14 protein-coding genes and 1 pseudogene are annotated in these 15,641 nt (G+C 56.3%); 3 read left to right on the top strand and 12 right to left on the bottom strand.

The genetic code is table 11. The features are described from left to right. The first annotated feature begins 28 nt into the window (after positions 1–28). Positions 29–1,300, top strand: coding sequence for an argininosuccinate synthase (locus tag BUB22_RS07995; RefSeq protein WP_073053455.1), 1,272 nt, complete (start codon positions 29–31; stop codon positions 1,298–1,300). Between the two features lie 213 nt (positions 1,301–1,513). Here the strand turns inward: BUB22_RS07995 and BUB22_RS07990 are convergent, their stop codons facing one another. Further along, positions 1,514–2,065: a hypothetical protein gene (locus BUB22_RS07990; RefSeq protein ID WP_073114669.1), complete on the bottom strand. Its 552-nt coding sequence runs from the start codon at positions 2,063–2,065 to the stop codon at positions 1,514–1,516. A 105-nt stretch (positions 2,066–2,170) separates the two neighbouring features. Between BUB22_RS07990 and BUB22_RS07985 the strand changes: the two genes are divergently transcribed. After that, positions 2,171–3,046: a DUF3078 domain-containing protein gene (locus BUB22_RS07985; RefSeq protein ID WP_073114668.1), complete on the top strand. Its 876-nt coding sequence runs from the start codon at positions 2,171–2,173 to the stop codon at positions 3,044–3,046. Between the two features lie 288 nt (positions 3,047–3,334). Here the strand turns inward: BUB22_RS07985 and BUB22_RS07975 are convergent, their stop codons facing one another. Continuing rightward, positions 3,335–3,952 (bottom strand): hypothetical protein, encoded by a 618-nt coding sequence (locus tag BUB22_RS07975; RefSeq protein WP_073114666.1) that lies wholly within the window; start codon positions 3,950–3,952, stop codon positions 3,335–3,337. A gap of 216 nt (positions 3,953–4,168) precedes the next feature. On the opposite strand from BUB22_RS07975, the gene BUB22_RS07970 reads away from it, so the two are divergent. After that, entirely contained in the window at positions 4,169–6,931 is a 2,763-nt protein-coding gene (locus BUB22_RS07970; RefSeq protein ID WP_073114665.1) for a fibro-slime domain-containing protein, read from the top strand. 469 nt (positions 6,932–7,400) lie between these two features. On the opposite strand, the gene BUB22_RS07965 is transcribed toward BUB22_RS07970, so the two are convergent. The 10 genes and pseudogenes from BUB22_RS07965 to rpsP form a co-directional block, all read right to left on the bottom strand. Next, the gene (locus BUB22_RS07965; protein ID WP_073114664.1) at positions 7,401–8,867 is read right to left on the bottom strand and encodes a MiaB/RimO family radical SAM methylthiotransferase; all 1,467 of its coding nucleotides are present in this window, start codon (positions 8,865–8,867) and stop codon (positions 7,401–7,403) included. After that, positions 8,864–10,369, bottom strand: coding sequence for a SpoIID/LytB domain-containing protein (locus tag BUB22_RS07960; protein ID WP_139258852.1), 1,506 nt, complete (start codon positions 10,367–10,369; stop codon positions 8,864–8,866). The genes BUB22_RS07965 and BUB22_RS07960 overlap by 4 nt, the downstream gene beginning before the upstream one ends. Before the next feature lie 119 nt (positions 10,370–10,488). Further along, positions 10,489–11,034: a peptide deformylase gene (gene def, locus BUB22_RS07955; protein WP_073114663.1), complete on the bottom strand. Its 546-nt coding sequence runs from the start codon at positions 11,032–11,034 to the stop codon at positions 10,489–10,491. Continuing rightward, entirely contained in the window at positions 11,034–11,423 is a 390-nt protein-coding gene (gene yajC / locus BUB22_RS07950) for a preprotein translocase subunit YajC (RefSeq protein ID WP_073114662.1), read from the bottom strand. The genes def and yajC overlap by 1 nt, the downstream gene beginning before the upstream one ends. 75 nt (positions 11,424–11,498) lie before the next feature. Beyond that, positions 11,499–12,425 (bottom strand): cyclic nucleotide-binding domain-containing protein, encoded by a 927-nt coding sequence (locus BUB22_RS07945; protein WP_073114661.1) that lies wholly within the window; start codon positions 12,423–12,425, stop codon positions 11,499–11,501. Beyond that, positions 12,425–13,336, bottom strand: a complete 912-nt coding sequence (locus BUB22_RS07940) for a Crp/Fnr family transcriptional regulator (RefSeq protein ID WP_073114660.1) — start codon at positions 13,334–13,336, stop codon at positions 12,425–12,427. The genes BUB22_RS07945 and BUB22_RS07940 overlap by 1 nt, the downstream gene beginning before the upstream one ends. Before the next feature lie 24 nt (positions 13,337–13,360). Next, a complete protein-coding gene (rplS, locus tag BUB22_RS07935) occupies positions 13,361–13,708 on the bottom strand; it encodes a 50S ribosomal protein L19 (RefSeq protein WP_073114659.1) in 348 nt (115 codons plus the stop codon). 16 nt (positions 13,709–13,724) lie between these two features. Further along, complete coding sequence (trmD, locus tag BUB22_RS07930) at positions 13,725–14,429, bottom strand: tRNA (guanosine(37)-N1)-methyltransferase TrmD (RefSeq protein WP_073114689.1); 705 nt, start codon at positions 14,427–14,429, stop codon at positions 13,725–13,727. Next, positions 14,429–15,022 carry a ribosome maturation factor RimM gene (gene rimM, locus BUB22_RS07925; RefSeq protein WP_073114658.1) on the bottom strand — a complete coding sequence of 198 codons (594 nt, stop codon included), beginning with the start codon at positions 15,020–15,022 and terminating at the stop codon, positions 14,429–14,431. Before rimM ends, trmD begins: the two co-directional genes overlap by 1 nt. Positions 15,023–15,321: 299 nt before the next feature. Beyond that, positions 15,322–15,600: pseudogene (gene rpsP, locus BUB22_RS17235) on the bottom strand (30S ribosomal protein S16); the annotation flags it as partial. Between the last annotated feature and the right edge of the window lie 41 nt (positions 15,601–15,641).

The following is a 15,641-nucleotide window of genomic DNA, read 5'->3' as shown; positions in this document are numbered from 1 at the left end:
CGTCTAAAATTTTCTCAAAGGAAATAAAATGGCTAAGAAAGAATCCAAGAAAAAGGTTGTCCTCGCTTACAGCGGTGGACTCGATACCAGCATCATCATCCCCTGGCTCAAGGAAAACTACGATTGCGAAGTGATCGCTTTCGCCGCCGACCTCGGTCAGAACGACTTCCCGGACGCTAAGGCCCTTGAAGACAAGGCTTTGAAGACTGGCGCATCCAAGTGCTACGTTCTCGATCTCAAGAAGGAATTCCTCGAAGACTACGTTTGGCCGACCGTTCGCGCCGGTGCCAAGTACGAAGGAACCTACCTCCTGGGTACCTCTTTCGCCCGTCCGCTTATCGCCAAGTACCAGGTGAAGATTGCTGAAAAGGAAGGCGCCTACGCTGTTGCTCACGGTGCTACCGGTAAGGGTAACGACCAGGTCCGTTTCGAACTGACCTACGCCGCCTTGAACCCGAAGCTCGAAGTCATTGCTCCGTGGAAGGACCCGAAGTGGACGTTCCACAGCCGCGAAGACGCTATCGACTACGCTGCTGCTCACAAGATTCCGCTGAACGGCATCAGCAAGAAGAAGATTTATTCCGAAGACGGTAACCTGTGGCACCTCTCTCACGAAGGTGGCGTCCTGGAATTCCCGGAACAGGAACACAAGTACGAATTCCTCAAGCACACCAACACGTATGAAAAGGCCCCGAACAAGGCAGACCACGTGACGATTACTTTCGATAAGGGTAATCCGGTGGCTATCGACGGCAAGAAGATGGGCGCTGTCGAACTCCTCGAATACCTGAACAAGATTGGCGGCAAGAATGCTTGCGGTCTCCTGGACATCGTCGAAAACCGCCTCGTTGGCTTGAAGAGCCGCGGCGTGTACGAAACTCCGGGTGGCACGCTCCTGTACAAGGCTCACGAATGCCTTGAACAGCTCGTGCTCGACAAGGAAACTTTGTTCGAAGCCCAGAAGATGTCTATGACGTATGCGAACCTCGTGTACAATGGCCAGTGGTTCACTCCGCTCCGCCAGGCTATGGACGCCTTCTTCGCCGAAGTGAACAAGGTTGTTACCGGTGACGTGACCCTCAAGCTTTACAAGGGCAACATCATTCCGGCCGGCATCAAGAGCCCCTACAGCCTCTACGACATGGGCCTCGGCGGATTCACCGACGTCGATATGTACGACCAGAAGGACGCAACGGGCTTCATCCGCTGCTACGGTCTGCCGCTCAAGACGCGCGCCCTGTTGCTCGGCAACAAGACGAACGTGGACTTCGGCAAGCCGGTTGTGCTCCCGAAGAAGTAATGAGACCGCTCGCGCTAAACTAGGGTGTTAAATCGCTCCGGTTTGCGCTCGCTCCCACCTAAAGGTGGCCATGTACACTAAGCGCTAAAGCGCAAGTGTCCAAAGGTCGCCTACGGCTCACGGGAGACCGCTCGCAGAATTCATAAAAAATCCTCGGTTCAACCGAGGATTTTTTCATTCCATACCCGACACCAAATTATCAATCATCAATCATCAAAATTCCATCAGGTAGCCCACCCGCCAGCTGAAGTCGGGCGCGTCGTGGTCCTTGAACCGGTAAGCGGGGAAGGATATCTGAGTGAACACTCCGAACAAGTTAATGCGCAGGTCTGCGGTAATGTCGAGCAGTTCCTTATAGTTGTAGGGGTACAGGTACATCGCGTTATTTGCGCGGTTCACGGCGCGGTGCATCTCGTTGGGGGCTTCCGCAAATTCATACCCGCCGCCAACGCCCAAGAAGAGGTTGAATGGGAAATCTCGCAGGAACGTCCACCCGATGTTGCCGCGAATGCCGCACCAGAAGTCGTTTGCCCCCTTGTGGAACCCGAATCCGGCGACATGCAATGTGGCTGCCTTGTAGCGAACGGAGCCCTCGAGCATTACCGGAGTGAGCCTGCCTGCCGATACGCCCGCGCCAAAGTGCCAGGGGGTGGCTTCGCCGGCTTGCCCCGCGCTTGCGACACTCTGGTCCGCCGCACCCGCAGTTGCGGCGACGCAAAGAACGAGCCCTGCGGTGGCGATAAACCTCAAAAAAGCCTTCAGCATGCGCTAAATTATAGAAAGTACCTTCCCCAAAAAATACAAATATGCTATTTTTAAGGCGTCAAACCGGCCTTGCGGGAATACCACGGGCCATAACGAGGAAAAGATATGAAAATCAAATCGCTTCTTTTGGCCTGTGCCACTGCTTGCACTATTGCCGCCCCTGCAATGGCGGAAGGCGGCATGTTCGAAGGCGCCCTTCCCGAAAACTGGACTGCCGATGTGGTCGCCGCTGTCAAGTGGAACTACTACAACTTCTCTAACTGGCAGCAGGACGGAACATCCAACTACACCTGGCTCATCACTTACGATGCCGACGTGCAGGGCAAGTGGAAGGTCGCCAACTGGCGTAACCTGGTGAACCTCGCCTTGGGCAAGACTTGGACTGACGGTCTCGGTCAGCGCAAGTCCGCCGACAAGATATTCTGGGAATCCATGCTCGACTTCAATATGACCGAAGTCCTGAAGCCCTACATTGGCAACCGCTTCGAAACGCAGTTCCTTTCGGGCTACTCCTACAGTGAAGACGAAGAAGGCAACGAAATTAAGAAGGCCATCTCCTGCTTCATGGACCCGGCATACGAAACGCAGGTCGCCGGTCTTGCCTACGTCCCGAACGACATGTTCAGCCAGCGTATCGGTTTTGCTAACCGTATGACGATTTCTAACGGCTACGGCTTTGCAGATGACAAGGATACCGAAGACAAGGTTGAAAAGTTCAAGGACGAACCGGGTCTCGAATCCATCACGGAATTCAAGTACGCGTTATCTTCCATCGCTAGCTTCAAGACCCGCCTGTGGGCTTTCGTGAACTTCAAGGGTGTCGACGAAATCGACGGCAAGTGGGAAAACCTCCTCGCTGTGACGATCGTGCCGTACATCGAACTGCAGGTCGGCTACGATATGGCCTACGACAAGGATCTCGACGAAGACGCACAGTACAAGACGATGGTGCTCTTCGGCATCACTTGGCGCTGGTTTTAAGTAGTTAGGAGACCGCTCGTTCGACGTCTCTGGCGTAGAACCTCCAGTTTCTCACTCGCTCTCGCCTCCATCGCCGATTAATATCGGCGACTACGGCTCGCGAGAGACCGCTCGCTCTTTCAATTGCCCTCGGTTAATACCCGAGGTTTTTTTTGTAAATAAACTAATTTTATACGGACCAAAATGCCATAAAGCGTGAGTTTGGTCTGTAAGCCCCGCGATAAACTTCTCGTTTCCCTCAACAAACTTCTCGCCACTTGCGACAAACTTCTCGCCCCCCCGCATCCATCATCCATCATCAATCATCAATTCGCTCATCCACGCGTCGCGCTTCTTGCGCAGCTTCTCGAGCGACTTGTCGTCGGCCTCGCTTGCGTCGCGGGCGGCAATCAGGTCGCGGTACCCCTCGATAAGCGACTTCGCCTTCTTGCAGTGCGGGACCAGCTTTTCCAGTTCAGAGAGAATCGCCTCGTCGGAATACAGCCGCGATACGCCCTCGAGGCAGCACTTCACGAACTTCTCCATGTCGCCATCGGCGCGCGCCTTTTCCGCCTCTGCAAATTCCAACGGGCGGATGGCGTCCACCCAAGCGGATTCCGCAGCGTAAATCTCGTTGTCTTCGGCGATGGCGTTCTTGCCCCAGGCGTTTTTCATGTGCCTCTCGATAAACTTGAGGTAGGTTGCCGTATCGACATTGAACCCGCGGGCCTTCGCGAATTCGGCGAGGTTCTCGAGGTTTGTGCGTGTGGGGGTGTTGAGCAGGCATTCCTTGAGGACAGCCATCTGGTCGCGGTCGCTCAGGTTCCGGAAAGATTCCGCCTTGATGGAGTTTGCCTTGAGCCTCAGGTACACGACCCGGAGCAGGAGAATCATGATGATGATGACAAAAAGTAGCGACCAGTTCATGCCCGCAAATATAGAACAGTACCTCGCAAATTTGGAAAAACGGGGCGTTTGGACCTGGGGAGGTGGTCTAAACGCTATGTTTTAGGTCACAAAAATGCGAAAAATGCCCATATTTATGATATTTTTTAATTCCAGACGGGAATAAAAGCGCAATTTTGGTTTATATTTAGGTATGTATTGTTTACCTATTGTGCAAATAGGTGGAGATTGGATATTATGAAAAGAAAATTGGTAGCAGGATTGGCACTCTCCGCGGTGTCTTTTGGTTTGGTTAGCTTTACGCCGGTGCATGCCGACGTGGCTGGTGCCGCGAACCTCGACATTGTGGTGCGTGACTTCCCGGTGACGCATCCGGACTTCGAGAACTTTTCGGAAGAGTTCATCAGCACGGGTGACAATAACTATTGTGCGAACCATGGCGCTACGGGCGGTACGTGCGGTGAACTGATTTTTAATACGAGTGTGTCGAAGGGCGCTATTGGTTACGATGCCGCCTGGTACACGACTTATGCTCCGTTCCATGCGACCTGCGGTAACGGTCGTTCCAAGGCGGGTGACTGGATTGGCCAGGACGGTAGGCCCCACCTGCCGAACACGATGCTCCCGTCGTACCTCCAGCTGACGACCACGGCCGATACGCTTAAGTACGGTGAATGCAACAACAAGACTGCTCGCGGTTATACCCAGCGCGGTTACGAGAAGTACGTTGACGGCATGGTCAGCGGAACGAAGTGTAACGGCAACGTCTGGGCGAACGCCGTGTACTACACTCCGGGCATGGTCCAGCCGTTCCTGAAGTTTGCCCCTGCGGCTGCCGGTGCCGAAATCGACATGCTCGATGGCGTGGAAATTTTGAAGGCGAAGGATGCTTGTGACAACTTCTTCTTTGAACATTGGTATTCCGACAACAACGAATTCGCCAAGCGTTCCAACACGGTGCTAACGCTCCCGCCTGCGAACGTTGCCGGTTCTTCCAAGAACATCTACGCGATGGACTACAACTACGGTAACGGTGGTTACTTCCCGCTCGATATCGTGGATACCAACACCCAGACCCGTTTGGACATGGCGACAAAGGCTAACGGCGGATGCACCACGGACCAGTGCGACCAGTACGGTCCGCAGACGCTCTCCATCTTCTGCCCGCCTTACGACTACCAGTACGCCTCTACCCAGGCCGATATGATGAATTCGAAGACTGCCGGCCTCTGTGCCACGTGGCTCATGGCGGGTGGCCCGCGTAGCCCGATTGCTGCCTTGACCGCTGCCAACAGCGATGCGGTGCTTGGCCCTCGTCACCTCCGCAACTACGGCTTTACCATGATGGGTTACGCCAAGTTCAAGTACAACTCCAAGAACCAGGTGAACGCCGCTGGCCTTCCGGACCCGGAAATCTTTGAGTTTACTGGTGACGACGACATGTGGATCTTCGTGGACGGCGTGCTCGTGGTGGACCTTGGTGGTACTCACCTTGCCGCTCCGGGCCGCGTGGACATTTCCGTGCTTGCCGCTAACGGCCACGGCTGCCATGCCGACCCTGTGCTTGCGGCGAGCGGCTACATGGATCCTCCTCTTATGAACCAGACTGCTGCTGGCCAGAACTGCTTCTTGAACCCGGACGGCTCTTGGGCCGACAACACCTGGCACCACCTGCACTTCTTCTATGCTGACCGCCAGTCCGATGGTTCCAACATGTATATGCGCACCTCCCTTGCCGAAATTGCTCCGACCAAGTACGGCCAGCCGACTGTTACCGGTGCCGAAGTTACGGTTACCGACGGTGTCGCTACGACGAGCCTTATCTTGAATACCGAACTTTCTGACGAAACGCTCGCCATGATGGTTGCCGGCGGCCAGAGTGGGACCATTCCTGCACTCGTGGTTGTCCGCTGCACCAACTACAGCATCGAGGCTGCAACGTGTCTTGCTCACGATACACTTGGCATGTTTGTCGAAAGCGCTAACTTCACGATGGACAAGGGCGCCGATGGCGTTATCTATGACCTCCAGGGCAAGCTCAAGGACAAGGCCGGAAACGAATACTCTCTCCAGGCCGGTGACGAGATTGCTTTCAACTACCCGAACAACGACCCGCTGAGCGAAGCCAACAACTACTGGACGACCATGATGTACAACGGTACGTTCGCCATGTTCGGTACTCCGCTCTTTGTCTCGTCCAAGGCGGGCAAGACTGTGGAAACGTATCCGCCGGAGTGGGCTTCTGCAAAGTTGCTTGTGAACCCGACGACGGTTATCGAGATGAAGGATACTTCGCTCGTGCGTCCGGAATTCGACAACAAGGAACTTACCGACAAGGCCGGTGGCGATGACCTGCCGAAGAACTCTACGGCAGAACTCCTGATTACGCCGCTTCCGCCTGGATTCATTGACGGTGGCGACCAGAACGGCTGGCTCGAGGATCACTGGACCGAAATTACTGCGGCTCCGGTGGGTGCCGATGGCCATGCCAACGGTGGCGTGTCTAGCCCGGGTGCGACTGTGGTGAGCGATAAGGGCGGTGCCGCTTCGGGCCGTTGCTACGCCGATGCGAACGGCACGGAAAGCTGCTCCAGCATTTCGTTCCGTACGTCTCAGCCGTTCCAGGTGAACGTGCGCGTGTTCGACCACCTTGGCCACTTCATTAGCCAGTACACCGAAGGCGTTACCGACCCTGCCCTGTTCAAGGCTATGGTGAGTGCGCAGACTGTGCCGAACGCGACGTCCAATACTTGTACCGACGGTACCGACTATGCCAATGTAACTGGTGTGGGCGAAATGATGGTGACCATCAAGATGTACCCGGTTTCCCAGCAGGGTCGTAAGATTGGTACGGGTCCGTACATCTACCAGGTGTCCATTATTAAGGAACACTATGTGTACTGCGCCTACATGGGCGGTGGCGGCTTCCAGTACGTGGATGCTCCGTACCAGCGTGCTTCGTTCACGACTACGCGCGGGTACCGCCGTACGACGAAGTAAGGCGACAAGCAAGCTTAAACAAGGAACCCGGCTTTGCGCCGGGTTCTTTTTATGTTTGCGAGTGTTGTTTGCTGAAGTTCTTTGTTTATAGATACTTGGCTGCGGGCGTGGCTATGCAATCGTCATGCCTCCGTTGCATTGTGTTGCGCTCGTCATGCCGCAGTCGCGCATTACAGCTATGTGTTTCCGGCTAAAATAGGACTAAATCGTGGAATGCAGGTGCTTTAGTCCTATCTCGGGAAGGATTCTGATGGCTGATGTAGGACTATTTCATTGTAAAAAGGTGTTTTAGTCCTATCTCGCAATGCGTTAAAGGGACAAAAGCGCGTTTCGGACAAATGAACGACAGAGAAAATGAGGCTTTGATAGGACTAAATAGAAAAAATGCACGATTTAGTCCTATCCGCAGATTGATGCACTTGTTTTTCGTAGGACTAAACGCGCAAAAACATAGCGTTTAGTCCTATTTTCAGGCGGAATGGCGAATTAAACTTATAAGAGCAAATGCTTCTGCGTCGGTGATGCGCACTTGCAGTTTTGTTCCGGCGGGAATGTCGCCGGCGAGGGCTACCGGGCGGTAGGCCTCGTTCCGCGCGATGGAGGTGCCTGCGCGGTGCCCGGGTTTCTCTACCACCACGTCGCAGGTCTTGCCGACCCACAGGGCGTTGTTCTCGCGGGCGATTTTCTGGAACGCTTCCGCCAGGCGGGCGGAACGCTCGTGCTTGACGCTATCCGGAATGCGGAGGCCTGCATCTGCCTCCATTCGTGCGGCGGCCGTACCCGGCCGGGCGACAAAGCGGGTGATGTTGCATACCGTCGGGCGAGTTTCTTCGAGCAGTCGCAATGTTTCGCGAAAGTCGCTTTCCGTTTCGCCGGGAAAGCCTACAATCAGGTCGGTACTGAGGGTGGCGAGCGGGAACCGTTTATTGAACTCGCTTGCGAGTCGCCGGAACTCGCTTGCAGTGTGCCTCCGGTTCATCGCCTTCAGGATTCTGTCGCTCCCGCTCTGTACGGGAACGTGCATGAACTTGTAGACGCGATTGTCCTGGAAGCATTCGAGCAGGGCGCCTGCGTAACCGCATATGTGTCGCGGGTTTCCCATGCCGAGGCGTATCTTGTAATTGCCGGGAACATGCACGAGGATGCTCTGCGTGAGGGTGGCGAGATTCGTGCCGATATCGAACCCGTAGCAGGCGCAGTCCTGCCCGGTCAGCTGGATTTCGGTGCATCCGTCGGCCACAAGGCGCTTGACCTGCTCGACGATTTCCTCGGGGGCATAGCTTTTGAGCCGCCCCTTCACGAGGTGCGTGCTGCAGAACGCGCAGGCGTCGAGGCAACCTTCCTCGATATTCACGATGCCTACGAGCGGCGATTCGCGTAGAACGTTGGACTCTATCGCTGTGGCTTCGCCTTGCTCCAGAGAGGCGATTTCCTCTAAACTCGTAAATACTACTTTATCTGTAACCTTGACCGCTTCTTCGCGGAAGTCTTTCGGGGCGCATCCCGTAATGAACAGCGGTGTGCCAGGGAACCTTTCGCTTGCGGTGCGGAGCAGTTTCAAAGCACCCGCGTTCCCCTTCACCGTGCAGACATTCAAGTATATGGCGTCCGGCGCATCTTGTGCACTAGGCGCATCTAGAGTCCAGGGCGGACTTTGCGACCCGAGGCTCAGTGCATCTTGAGCCCCGAGCGCATCTTGTAATGTGCAAAAGCATCTCGCAGCATCTTGTGTCCCGAGTACATCTTGTGCGGATGGCGCGCATCCCGCTGCATCTTGTAAAGAGCGAACGCTTCCCGCAGCATCTTGCTCCGGCAGCCGGAATACAACCCGCGCGTTGTAGCGTGCGGCAAGCGCCCGCGCAATCTTTTCCCCGTCCCCGAAGTTCGCGGCACATCCCTGGCTCAGTACGGCAAATACCGGATTTTCGGCGCTCATTTCTCGAAACGCTCCAGCGTGATTCCCGGGTAGTAGTGCGTGAGTATGGTCGCGAAGTCCTGGCCTGCGGCGCTGCGGGCGCGCACGCCCATCTGGCACATTCCAACTCCGTGTCCGAACCCCTTGCCCTCGATTTTCCATTCCTGCTTGTGGTGCTTTACCCTGAAGAATGAGGAGGGCAGTATTGTCCCGTTCTTCTTGAACAGCCAGCGTACCTTGTCGCCCGCGACCGTGAATTTTCCCTTGTCCGTAGTGACTTCGAGCGTGAGGATTCTCCCGCTTGCAAGCGTGTCCTTTACGCCAATCGCCTTCACGTGCTTGAACTCGGGCACCTTCGCATTTGCTTCCTTGCCGTTCTTCTTGAAGAGTGCGGGGAGTTCCTTTTCGCTAAAGTTGCGTTCCCACTTGCTGTAACTCGATTCGTTGCACCACGGCGTTCCATCGGGCCGCAGGTCGGGCTTGCTCTTGAGGTAGGGGAGGTCGGGCCGGCCCCATGTGGCGAGCGTCTCGCTCATGCCCCCGCAGGTGGAATGGTAGTACGCGATGATGAACTCGCCGTTGTATGTCATGACGATTCCGGCGGAGGCTTTCACGGCGCTGTCGGTAAGCGGGGTTGCGCTCGCGAGCCCCTTGTAAACCTGGTCCTTGGTATCGGCGTACACGTCGAACCCCATGGATTCGCGGCTGCCGAAGTGCTTGTAGGCGTACGTGCGTGCGGCAATCGCCTGCGATTCAAGTGCGCTGAACCTGCTGCTGTCGAGCTTGCCGATTTCGTAGGGCACCACGCCGCGCAGGTATTCTTCCACGTCGACGGTATTCACTGCGGTCAAGAGCCCGCCCTTTGCCGTGAGGGTAAAACTGCCCGGGTAGCACGAGGAGGCAAGTTCCTTTTGCGAGGGGGCGAGCGCAATGCAGGCTCCGTCCGTATTGATTTGGTATTTGCTTTCGGGGTGCGGTTTCCCCGGCCCGGAGGCGATAACCTTATTCCCCTCTGCGGTGAACTTGTATGTAGCGTCGTGCGATTTCCAGAGGAGTTCCTTCACTCCGGTGAATACGCCCACCTGCAGGGGACGGTTCAGGTTCGCGGGAATCTTCTTCGCGACGATGCCTGCGGGTAAATTTGCGCCCGCGCTGTGCGCGTCGGAAACGTTTGTCGCTTCGATGGGCACGAAGTTTACGGGACCGTCGTAATCCGATTGCTCCAGCGCATCTTTAGGTGCGTCCTTGTGCATATTTTTTGCCGGCGCATCTTTAGGTGCATCTTTAGGTGCATCTTTAGTCGCATCTTTAGACGCATCTTTAGCATCTCCTGCAGGAGCAGGTTTTGCGGCCGGTTCGGCAATCGGCTTGAATGCTTTCGCCGGTTCCGGAGTGTTTTGCGCGTCTTTAGCCGGAGCGTTCTTTGGTTCGGGCAGTTCCGGCAAGTCAAAATCGCCGGCGAAAACTATCGCCGGGAATGCGAGCAGGCAAAGCCAGAAAATTTTAAGACGTGCGCTGGACATTGTTTAAAACACAACTGTAACACTCACTTCTAGATCCTTCGACTCCGCGACTTTGTTGCAGAGCCTGCCCTGAGTTTGTCGAAGGGCTCAGGATGACATTTTCGCCTGCGGCGAAAATGTCACTTCTTCTTCTTCTTCAGCTTCGCCTGGGTTTCTTTCGCCATCTTGCGGAGCTTGGACTGGTTCATCGTGCGGTCGGCGGTAGAAATCTTGTCGACGAACAGGTCGCCGTTCAGGTGGTCCGTCTCGTGCTGGATGCAGCGGGCGAAGAGCCCTTCGCAGTCATGGATTTCTTGAGGTTCGCCGTTGATGTCGAAGAAGCGCACGCACACCTTGTCGGGGCGAGTCACGTTGCAGAAGATATCCGGCAACGAGAGGCAGCCTTCCTCGTGGCAGGCGGGTTTCGCGTCTTCTTCAGGTTCCCATTCCGGGTTGAACATGATGTAGGGGCGCGGTTCCTCTTCGTCGGGGATAGCCGTGTCAATGACGACCAGGCGGATGTTCCTGCCAATCTGCGGAGCGGCAAGCCCGCAACCTGACGCGTCGTACATGGTCTCGAGCATGTCCTGCGCGAGCTGGCGGAGTTCCGGCGTAATCTCGGTAATCGGTTCGCTCTTCTTGCGGAGCACCGGGTCGCCGTAAGTCTTGATAGGGAGAAGAGCCATTACTTCTTTTCGTCCTTCTTTTCTTCGGCCTTCACTTCGGCGTTAATCACGCGGAGGATAGCCTGCTTGTCAAAGTCGATAAAAGTGGTGGAACCCGTGCGGACGGTAACGGTCGTGCCGGTCTCGTCGATGTTGGTGACGGTGCCGAGAATGCCGGCGGAGGTCATGACCCTGTCGCCCTTCTTGAGCGCCTTGCGCATTTCGTCCATCTTCTTCCTTTCCTTGCTCTGCGGGCGGATGAAGAACAGCCACATCACGCCGAAGATGAGCACCATCATTATGATGGGGCTGCCGAGGAGACCACCGGGCTGCTGTTCGGCCTGTTCAGCGGCTTCCTGGGCGAATGCGGCGATAGAGGAGAGGGTCACGATGAGTGCGGAAAGTTTCATGTTTTGCCTTGTTTTAAGGTGATTGTTTATTACAGATGTAAATATAGAAAATGTGCCAGAAGGCGCGCAGCGCCTCTACACCAGCTTCTTATCCAGCAGCGGGAATATGCGGTTGAGTTCGAGCAGGTCGAGGATATGCTCGAAGTCGCCGGAGATGCTCTCGATGGTCTCGAGCGTGGTGGCCTCGCTGTAGGCGGGCTCGGTCAAGAGCACGCCGCTTTGCAGTAGCGGGGCGAGCGTACGCATGGTAAGGCTCCCGAACATGGTCTTCTTCGCCTGCGCGATAAACAGGGACGCGCTGACGGTCGTGCGTGCACTCCGGATAGGAATGCCGTTTTCGCGCACCGCCTTCACGAACGTGGTAAGCACGAACTGGTCGGTAATGGGGAGTATCTCGGGCGATACCTGCTTGTTGATGGCGCGGAACCGGAGCGCCTCGTAGAGCATGGGTACAATCTGCAGGTTCGAGACGCGCACGGTGTCGCCCTCGATGCGGAGCAGTTCGAGCCCTTCGAGAATCTGCAAGAGCTTTTCGGTGTCGGAGTAGTCCACGTTGTCGAGAACGAGCATCTTCTGCTGCAGAGCCGCGAGCGTTATGTTGTCTGAACCCGATGTCTCGAGGTGGTTCTTGAACAGGAACAGGAGCGAGGGGAGCGCCTGCACAATCCGCATCTTCTTGCTGGTTTCTTCGGCGAGGTGGCAATGGCTTGCAAGGAACGTGAGCGTGGAGCGGAACCAGCCCGGCTTGTGCTCGAGTTCGCGCATCAGGTCTTTCTGCTCGATGAACAGCACCTCGCTGTTTTCGACGGCGCGGACGGTGAATTCCCTCGGGCTGCTTTCGAGAATGCTGAATTCCCCGATGAGGGAACCGGGCCCGAAGTTCTGGAAGCGGCTCCTGCGGAACTGCTTGGAGGTGCCCACCAGCATGCCCGACTTCACGATGACGAGGCTAGAGGCCTTGTCGCCTTCCAGGAACAGGTATTCGCCTTCTCTCACGAGCATCAGACGGCCCCCCGGAGGTTGGAATCGTAGCGGATGGCGGTAAGGTAGTATTCCACCTTCGCCTGGTCAATATGGTACTTGTTTTCTTCGCCGGTGGCAAAGCACCCGAGGTCCTCGAGCGTTATCCACTGCGATACGTCGATGGCAAGTCCCTTGCGGTTGAGGTAGGCAATCCATTCCGGCGCTTCCATCTGCACGTGTTCGTCGAGCGTGGTGAGGTGCACCAGGATGCGTTTTTGTGCGAGGTTCAGCCGGAGCGGAGCCCAGAGTGCGCCATCGTCCTGTGCCTGCAGGTAGTCGGAATAAATCTGCATGAGCGTGGCGTTGTGGACCTGCACGTAGAGGTCTTCGCCATCTTTCGCGAGGCCGATGAAACTCCGGCGGAGCAGCGCCTTGATATCGCCCTTGACCGTTGCCGCCGGAATGCGCGTGAGCCAGTTGAACTCGCGGATGAATTCCTCCAGCGGGTACTTGATGTTCGAATCCAGGTGGGCGCAGTATTCGGCGAGGCTCTTGAGCGTGTTCTCGACGGGCGTGCGCTTGGAATCGTGCTTGAACTCGCGGGTGCGGACGGAGAGGTTCTTGAGGATGGCGAGCAGCCAGACGGGGATGTTCTTGAGTTCGGACTCGAGGCATTCTTCCGAGAGTACGGTGATGACGGAATCCTCGGAGGCCTCGATGGTGTAGCGGAGCGGTTCGCGTTCGAAAAGCGCTGCGACGCCCACGATATCGCCCGGGTGCATCTTGAACTTGATGTCGCGGTTGCCCCCCGACTTGTCGACGGCAATGAGCTCGCCCTCGTCCAGGATTATGAGTTCCCGCGTGTCCGATTCGGGAGAATAAACAACAAAACCCGCCTTCACGCGGGAGCGCGTGGGCGGGATAACTTGTTGCCGGGAATTCCCGTACATCGGGAAACTACCCCAGAAGCCTGATTAGGCTTCGCGTTCTTCGATACGGGCAGCCTTGCCGCGGAGGTTGCGCATGTAGTAGATGCGAGACTGGCGGACCTTACCGGCGCGGTCGAGAACGATGGAATCGATGCGGGGGCTGTTGATCGGGAAAATACGTTCAACGGCCACGGAGCCGGACATCTTGCGGACCGTGAGGGTCTTGGAAATGCCGGAGTTCTTCTGCTGGATGACAACACCCTTGAACGGCTGGATACGTTCCTTGGTGCCTTCAATGACCTTGACGTTGACAGTGACGGTATCGCCGGCACGGAAGGCAGGCACGTCGGACTTAACGTTTTCGCTGTGGATTGCTTCGATGTTCAGGGACATAATTGTGTACCTCTTTTTATTTGTCGCCAAATTTAGTATTTAATTTCATTTTTTCAAAGATGTCGGGGCGTCTTTCTTGCGTTCTTTTTAAAGATTCTTGCCTCCGCCACTCAGAAATGTTCTTGTGATGGCCCGAAAGTAGCACTTCGGGCACCTTTTTTCCCTCAAATTCCTCCGGGCGGGTGTAGACCGGCCACCCCAGTACGCCCTGCGCGAAGGAGTCGGTATCGCCGCTCTCGCGGTTCCCGAGGGCGCCGTCGATGAGCCTCACGACCGCGTCGGTCACCAACATTGCGGGCAGTTCGCCGCCGCTGACCACGAAATCGCCTATGGAAATCTCCATATCGACCTCGGTCTGGCGGATGCGGTCGTCGATGCCCTTGTAGTGCCCGCACACGAGAACCAGGTGGGATTCGTGCGAGAGTTCCTCCGCAATCTTGTGCGTAAAGGGCACGCCGTCTGCCGTGAGGTAGATGACCTTCCCGCCGTCCTGCTTTACGCCGGTACTGCGGATGGCGGCGGCGAGCGGTTCGGGCCGGAGCACCATGCCCGGTTCGCCCCCGTAGGGCACGTCGTCCACCTGGCCGTAGTCGTTTATCGCGAAGTCGCGCAGGTAGACCGTGTTGAATTCCAGCAGGCCCTTCGCCTGTGCGCGCCCCATGATGGATTGCTTCATCGGGGCGAACATCTCGGGGAATATGGTAATGCAGTCGATAACCATCATGCCTCCCCGCGGCTCTCGAAACCCGCTTCCGCGGAATGGTCCTCGGGGCAGAGCGCCTTCAGGTAGGCTGCGTCGCACACGATGAACTCGCCGTCCTCGTCGATATCGAGCACGCAGTCGTCTATCCACGGGGCGAGGATGGACTTCGCGCTGAACTCGGACTTGAACGCGTCGTCGAACTTGATGTTGAAAGCGTTGACCGTCGGCAGTTCCTGGACCTCGAGCACTTCGCCAATGTCCTTGCCGTCTTCCGTATGGACGCGGAAGCCTTCCAGGTCGTCGATGTAGTACTCGCCCTCGGGTGCGGGGAGCCTCTCCGATTCCGGAATCATCACGTCGCCGTTCACGAAATGCGTAAGCGATTCGGGCGTATCGTAGCCCTCGAACTTCAGGAGCCAGATGTCGTTCGCCTGCTTGGAATCCTCGATACGCAGGTCCAGTTCCTCGCCGTTCGTCTTTTTGAGGCGCACGTCCTTGAGGCTCTTGTGGCGCGTAATGTCGTGGGTGAGGGGCATCGCCTTGATGTAACCCTTCACGCCATGCGTGCGCATGAGCTGGCAGACGGTGATATATTCCTGAGAGTCGGACATTGCTTATCGGGATATGGTTATTGGTCTTTAGTCATTAGTTGTTAGTTGAATAATCGCGGCTCTGCCGCCTGGCTAGAAGCCAATGACCATTGACTAATGACTAGTGACTAACTGGATAAAAAAAGTCCCGTGCGCAGGGCACAGGACTCTTTAGAAAAGCATGATTATGCTTCGGCGGCAGCGGCAGCTTCAGCAGCGGCGGCTTCCTTGGCGGCCTTTTCGGCTTCGATCTTGGCGAGGGCCTTGGGGCCGAGCTTCACGGCCTTCTTCTTTTCCGGACGCGGATTGGCTGTCTTGCCTTCGATGGAACGGCCGGCCTTGATTTCGTGGAACAGGTCGAGGATGCCGACCTGCTTCAGGAGGTTGCGGACGGTGTCGGACGGCTGGGCGCCGACGGAGAGCCACTTGAGGATCTTTTCCTGGTCGAAGCGGATTTCGGCCTTCTTGAGGTTCGGGTTGTAGAAACCGACCTGTTCGATAAAGCTATCGTCGCGAGCCTTGCGGTTGTCGATGACGATGGCACGGTAGATGGGGTTGTGACGCTTGCCGAAGCGGGCGAGACGGATAACAGTTGCCATTTTAACCTCTTTTTGGGGTTCCCGCAATGCGGGGTTATTGT

Origin of the sequence: Fibrobacter sp. UWCM, assembly GCF_900129735.1 — a bacterium.
In the GTDB taxonomy this organism is placed as follows: domain Bacteria; phylum Fibrobacterota; class Fibrobacteria; order Fibrobacterales; family Fibrobacteraceae; genus Fibrobacter.
This window is presented reverse-complemented; position numbering and strand designations above follow the sequence as displayed.

What these genes read in the sequence shown, in the direction of transcription:
- BUB22_RS07995 (WP_073053455.1), top strand. Translation starts at nt 29, where the DNA reads ATGGCTAAGAAAGAATCCAAGAAAAAGGTTGTCCTCGCTTACAGCGGT.
- BUB22_RS07990 (WP_073114669.1), bottom strand. Translation starts at nt 2,065, where the DNA reads ATGCTGAAGGCTTTTTTGAGGTTTATCGCCACCGCAGGGCTCGTTCTT.
- BUB22_RS07985 (WP_073114668.1), top strand. Translation starts at nt 2,171, where the DNA reads ATGAAAATCAAATCGCTTCTTTTGGCCTGTGCCACTGCTTGCACTATT.
- BUB22_RS07975 (WP_073114666.1), bottom strand. Translation starts at nt 3,952, where the DNA reads ATGAACTGGTCGCTACTTTTTGTCATCATCATCATGATTCTCCTGCTC.
- BUB22_RS07970 (WP_073114665.1), top strand. Translation starts at nt 4,169, where the DNA reads ATGAAAAGAAAATTGGTAGCAGGATTGGCACTCTCCGCGGTGTCTTTT.
- BUB22_RS07965 (WP_073114664.1), bottom strand. Translation starts at nt 8,867, where the DNA reads ATGAGCGCCGAAAATCCGGTATTTGCCGTACTGAGCCAGGGATGTGCC.
- BUB22_RS07960 (WP_139258852.1), bottom strand. Translation starts at nt 10,369, where the DNA reads ATGTCCAGCGCACGTCTTAAAATTTTCTGGCTTTGCCTGCTCGCATTC.
- def (WP_073114663.1), bottom strand. Translation starts at nt 11,034, where the DNA reads ATGGCTCTTCTCCCTATCAAGACTTACGGCGACCCGGTGCTCCGCAAG.
- yajC (WP_073114662.1), bottom strand. Translation starts at nt 11,423, where the DNA reads ATGAAACTTTCCGCACTCATCGTGACCCTCTCCTCTATCGCCGCATTC.
- BUB22_RS07945 (WP_073114661.1), bottom strand. Translation starts at nt 12,425, where the DNA reads ATGCTCGTGAGAGAAGGCGAATACCTGTTCCTGGAAGGCGACAAGGCC.
- BUB22_RS07940 (WP_073114660.1), bottom strand. Translation starts at nt 13,336, where the DNA reads ATGTACGGGAATTCCCGGCAACAAGTTATCCCGCCCACGCGCTCCCGC.
- rplS (WP_073114659.1), bottom strand. Translation starts at nt 13,708, where the DNA reads ATGTCCCTGAACATCGAAGCAATCCACAGCGAAAACGTTAAGTCCGAC.
- trmD (WP_073114689.1), bottom strand. Translation starts at nt 14,429, where the DNA reads ATGGTTATCGACTGCATTACCATATTCCCCGAGATGTTCGCCCCGATG.
- rimM (WP_073114658.1), bottom strand. Translation starts at nt 15,022, where the DNA reads ATGTCCGACTCTCAGGAATATATCACCGTCTGCCAGCTCATGCGCACG.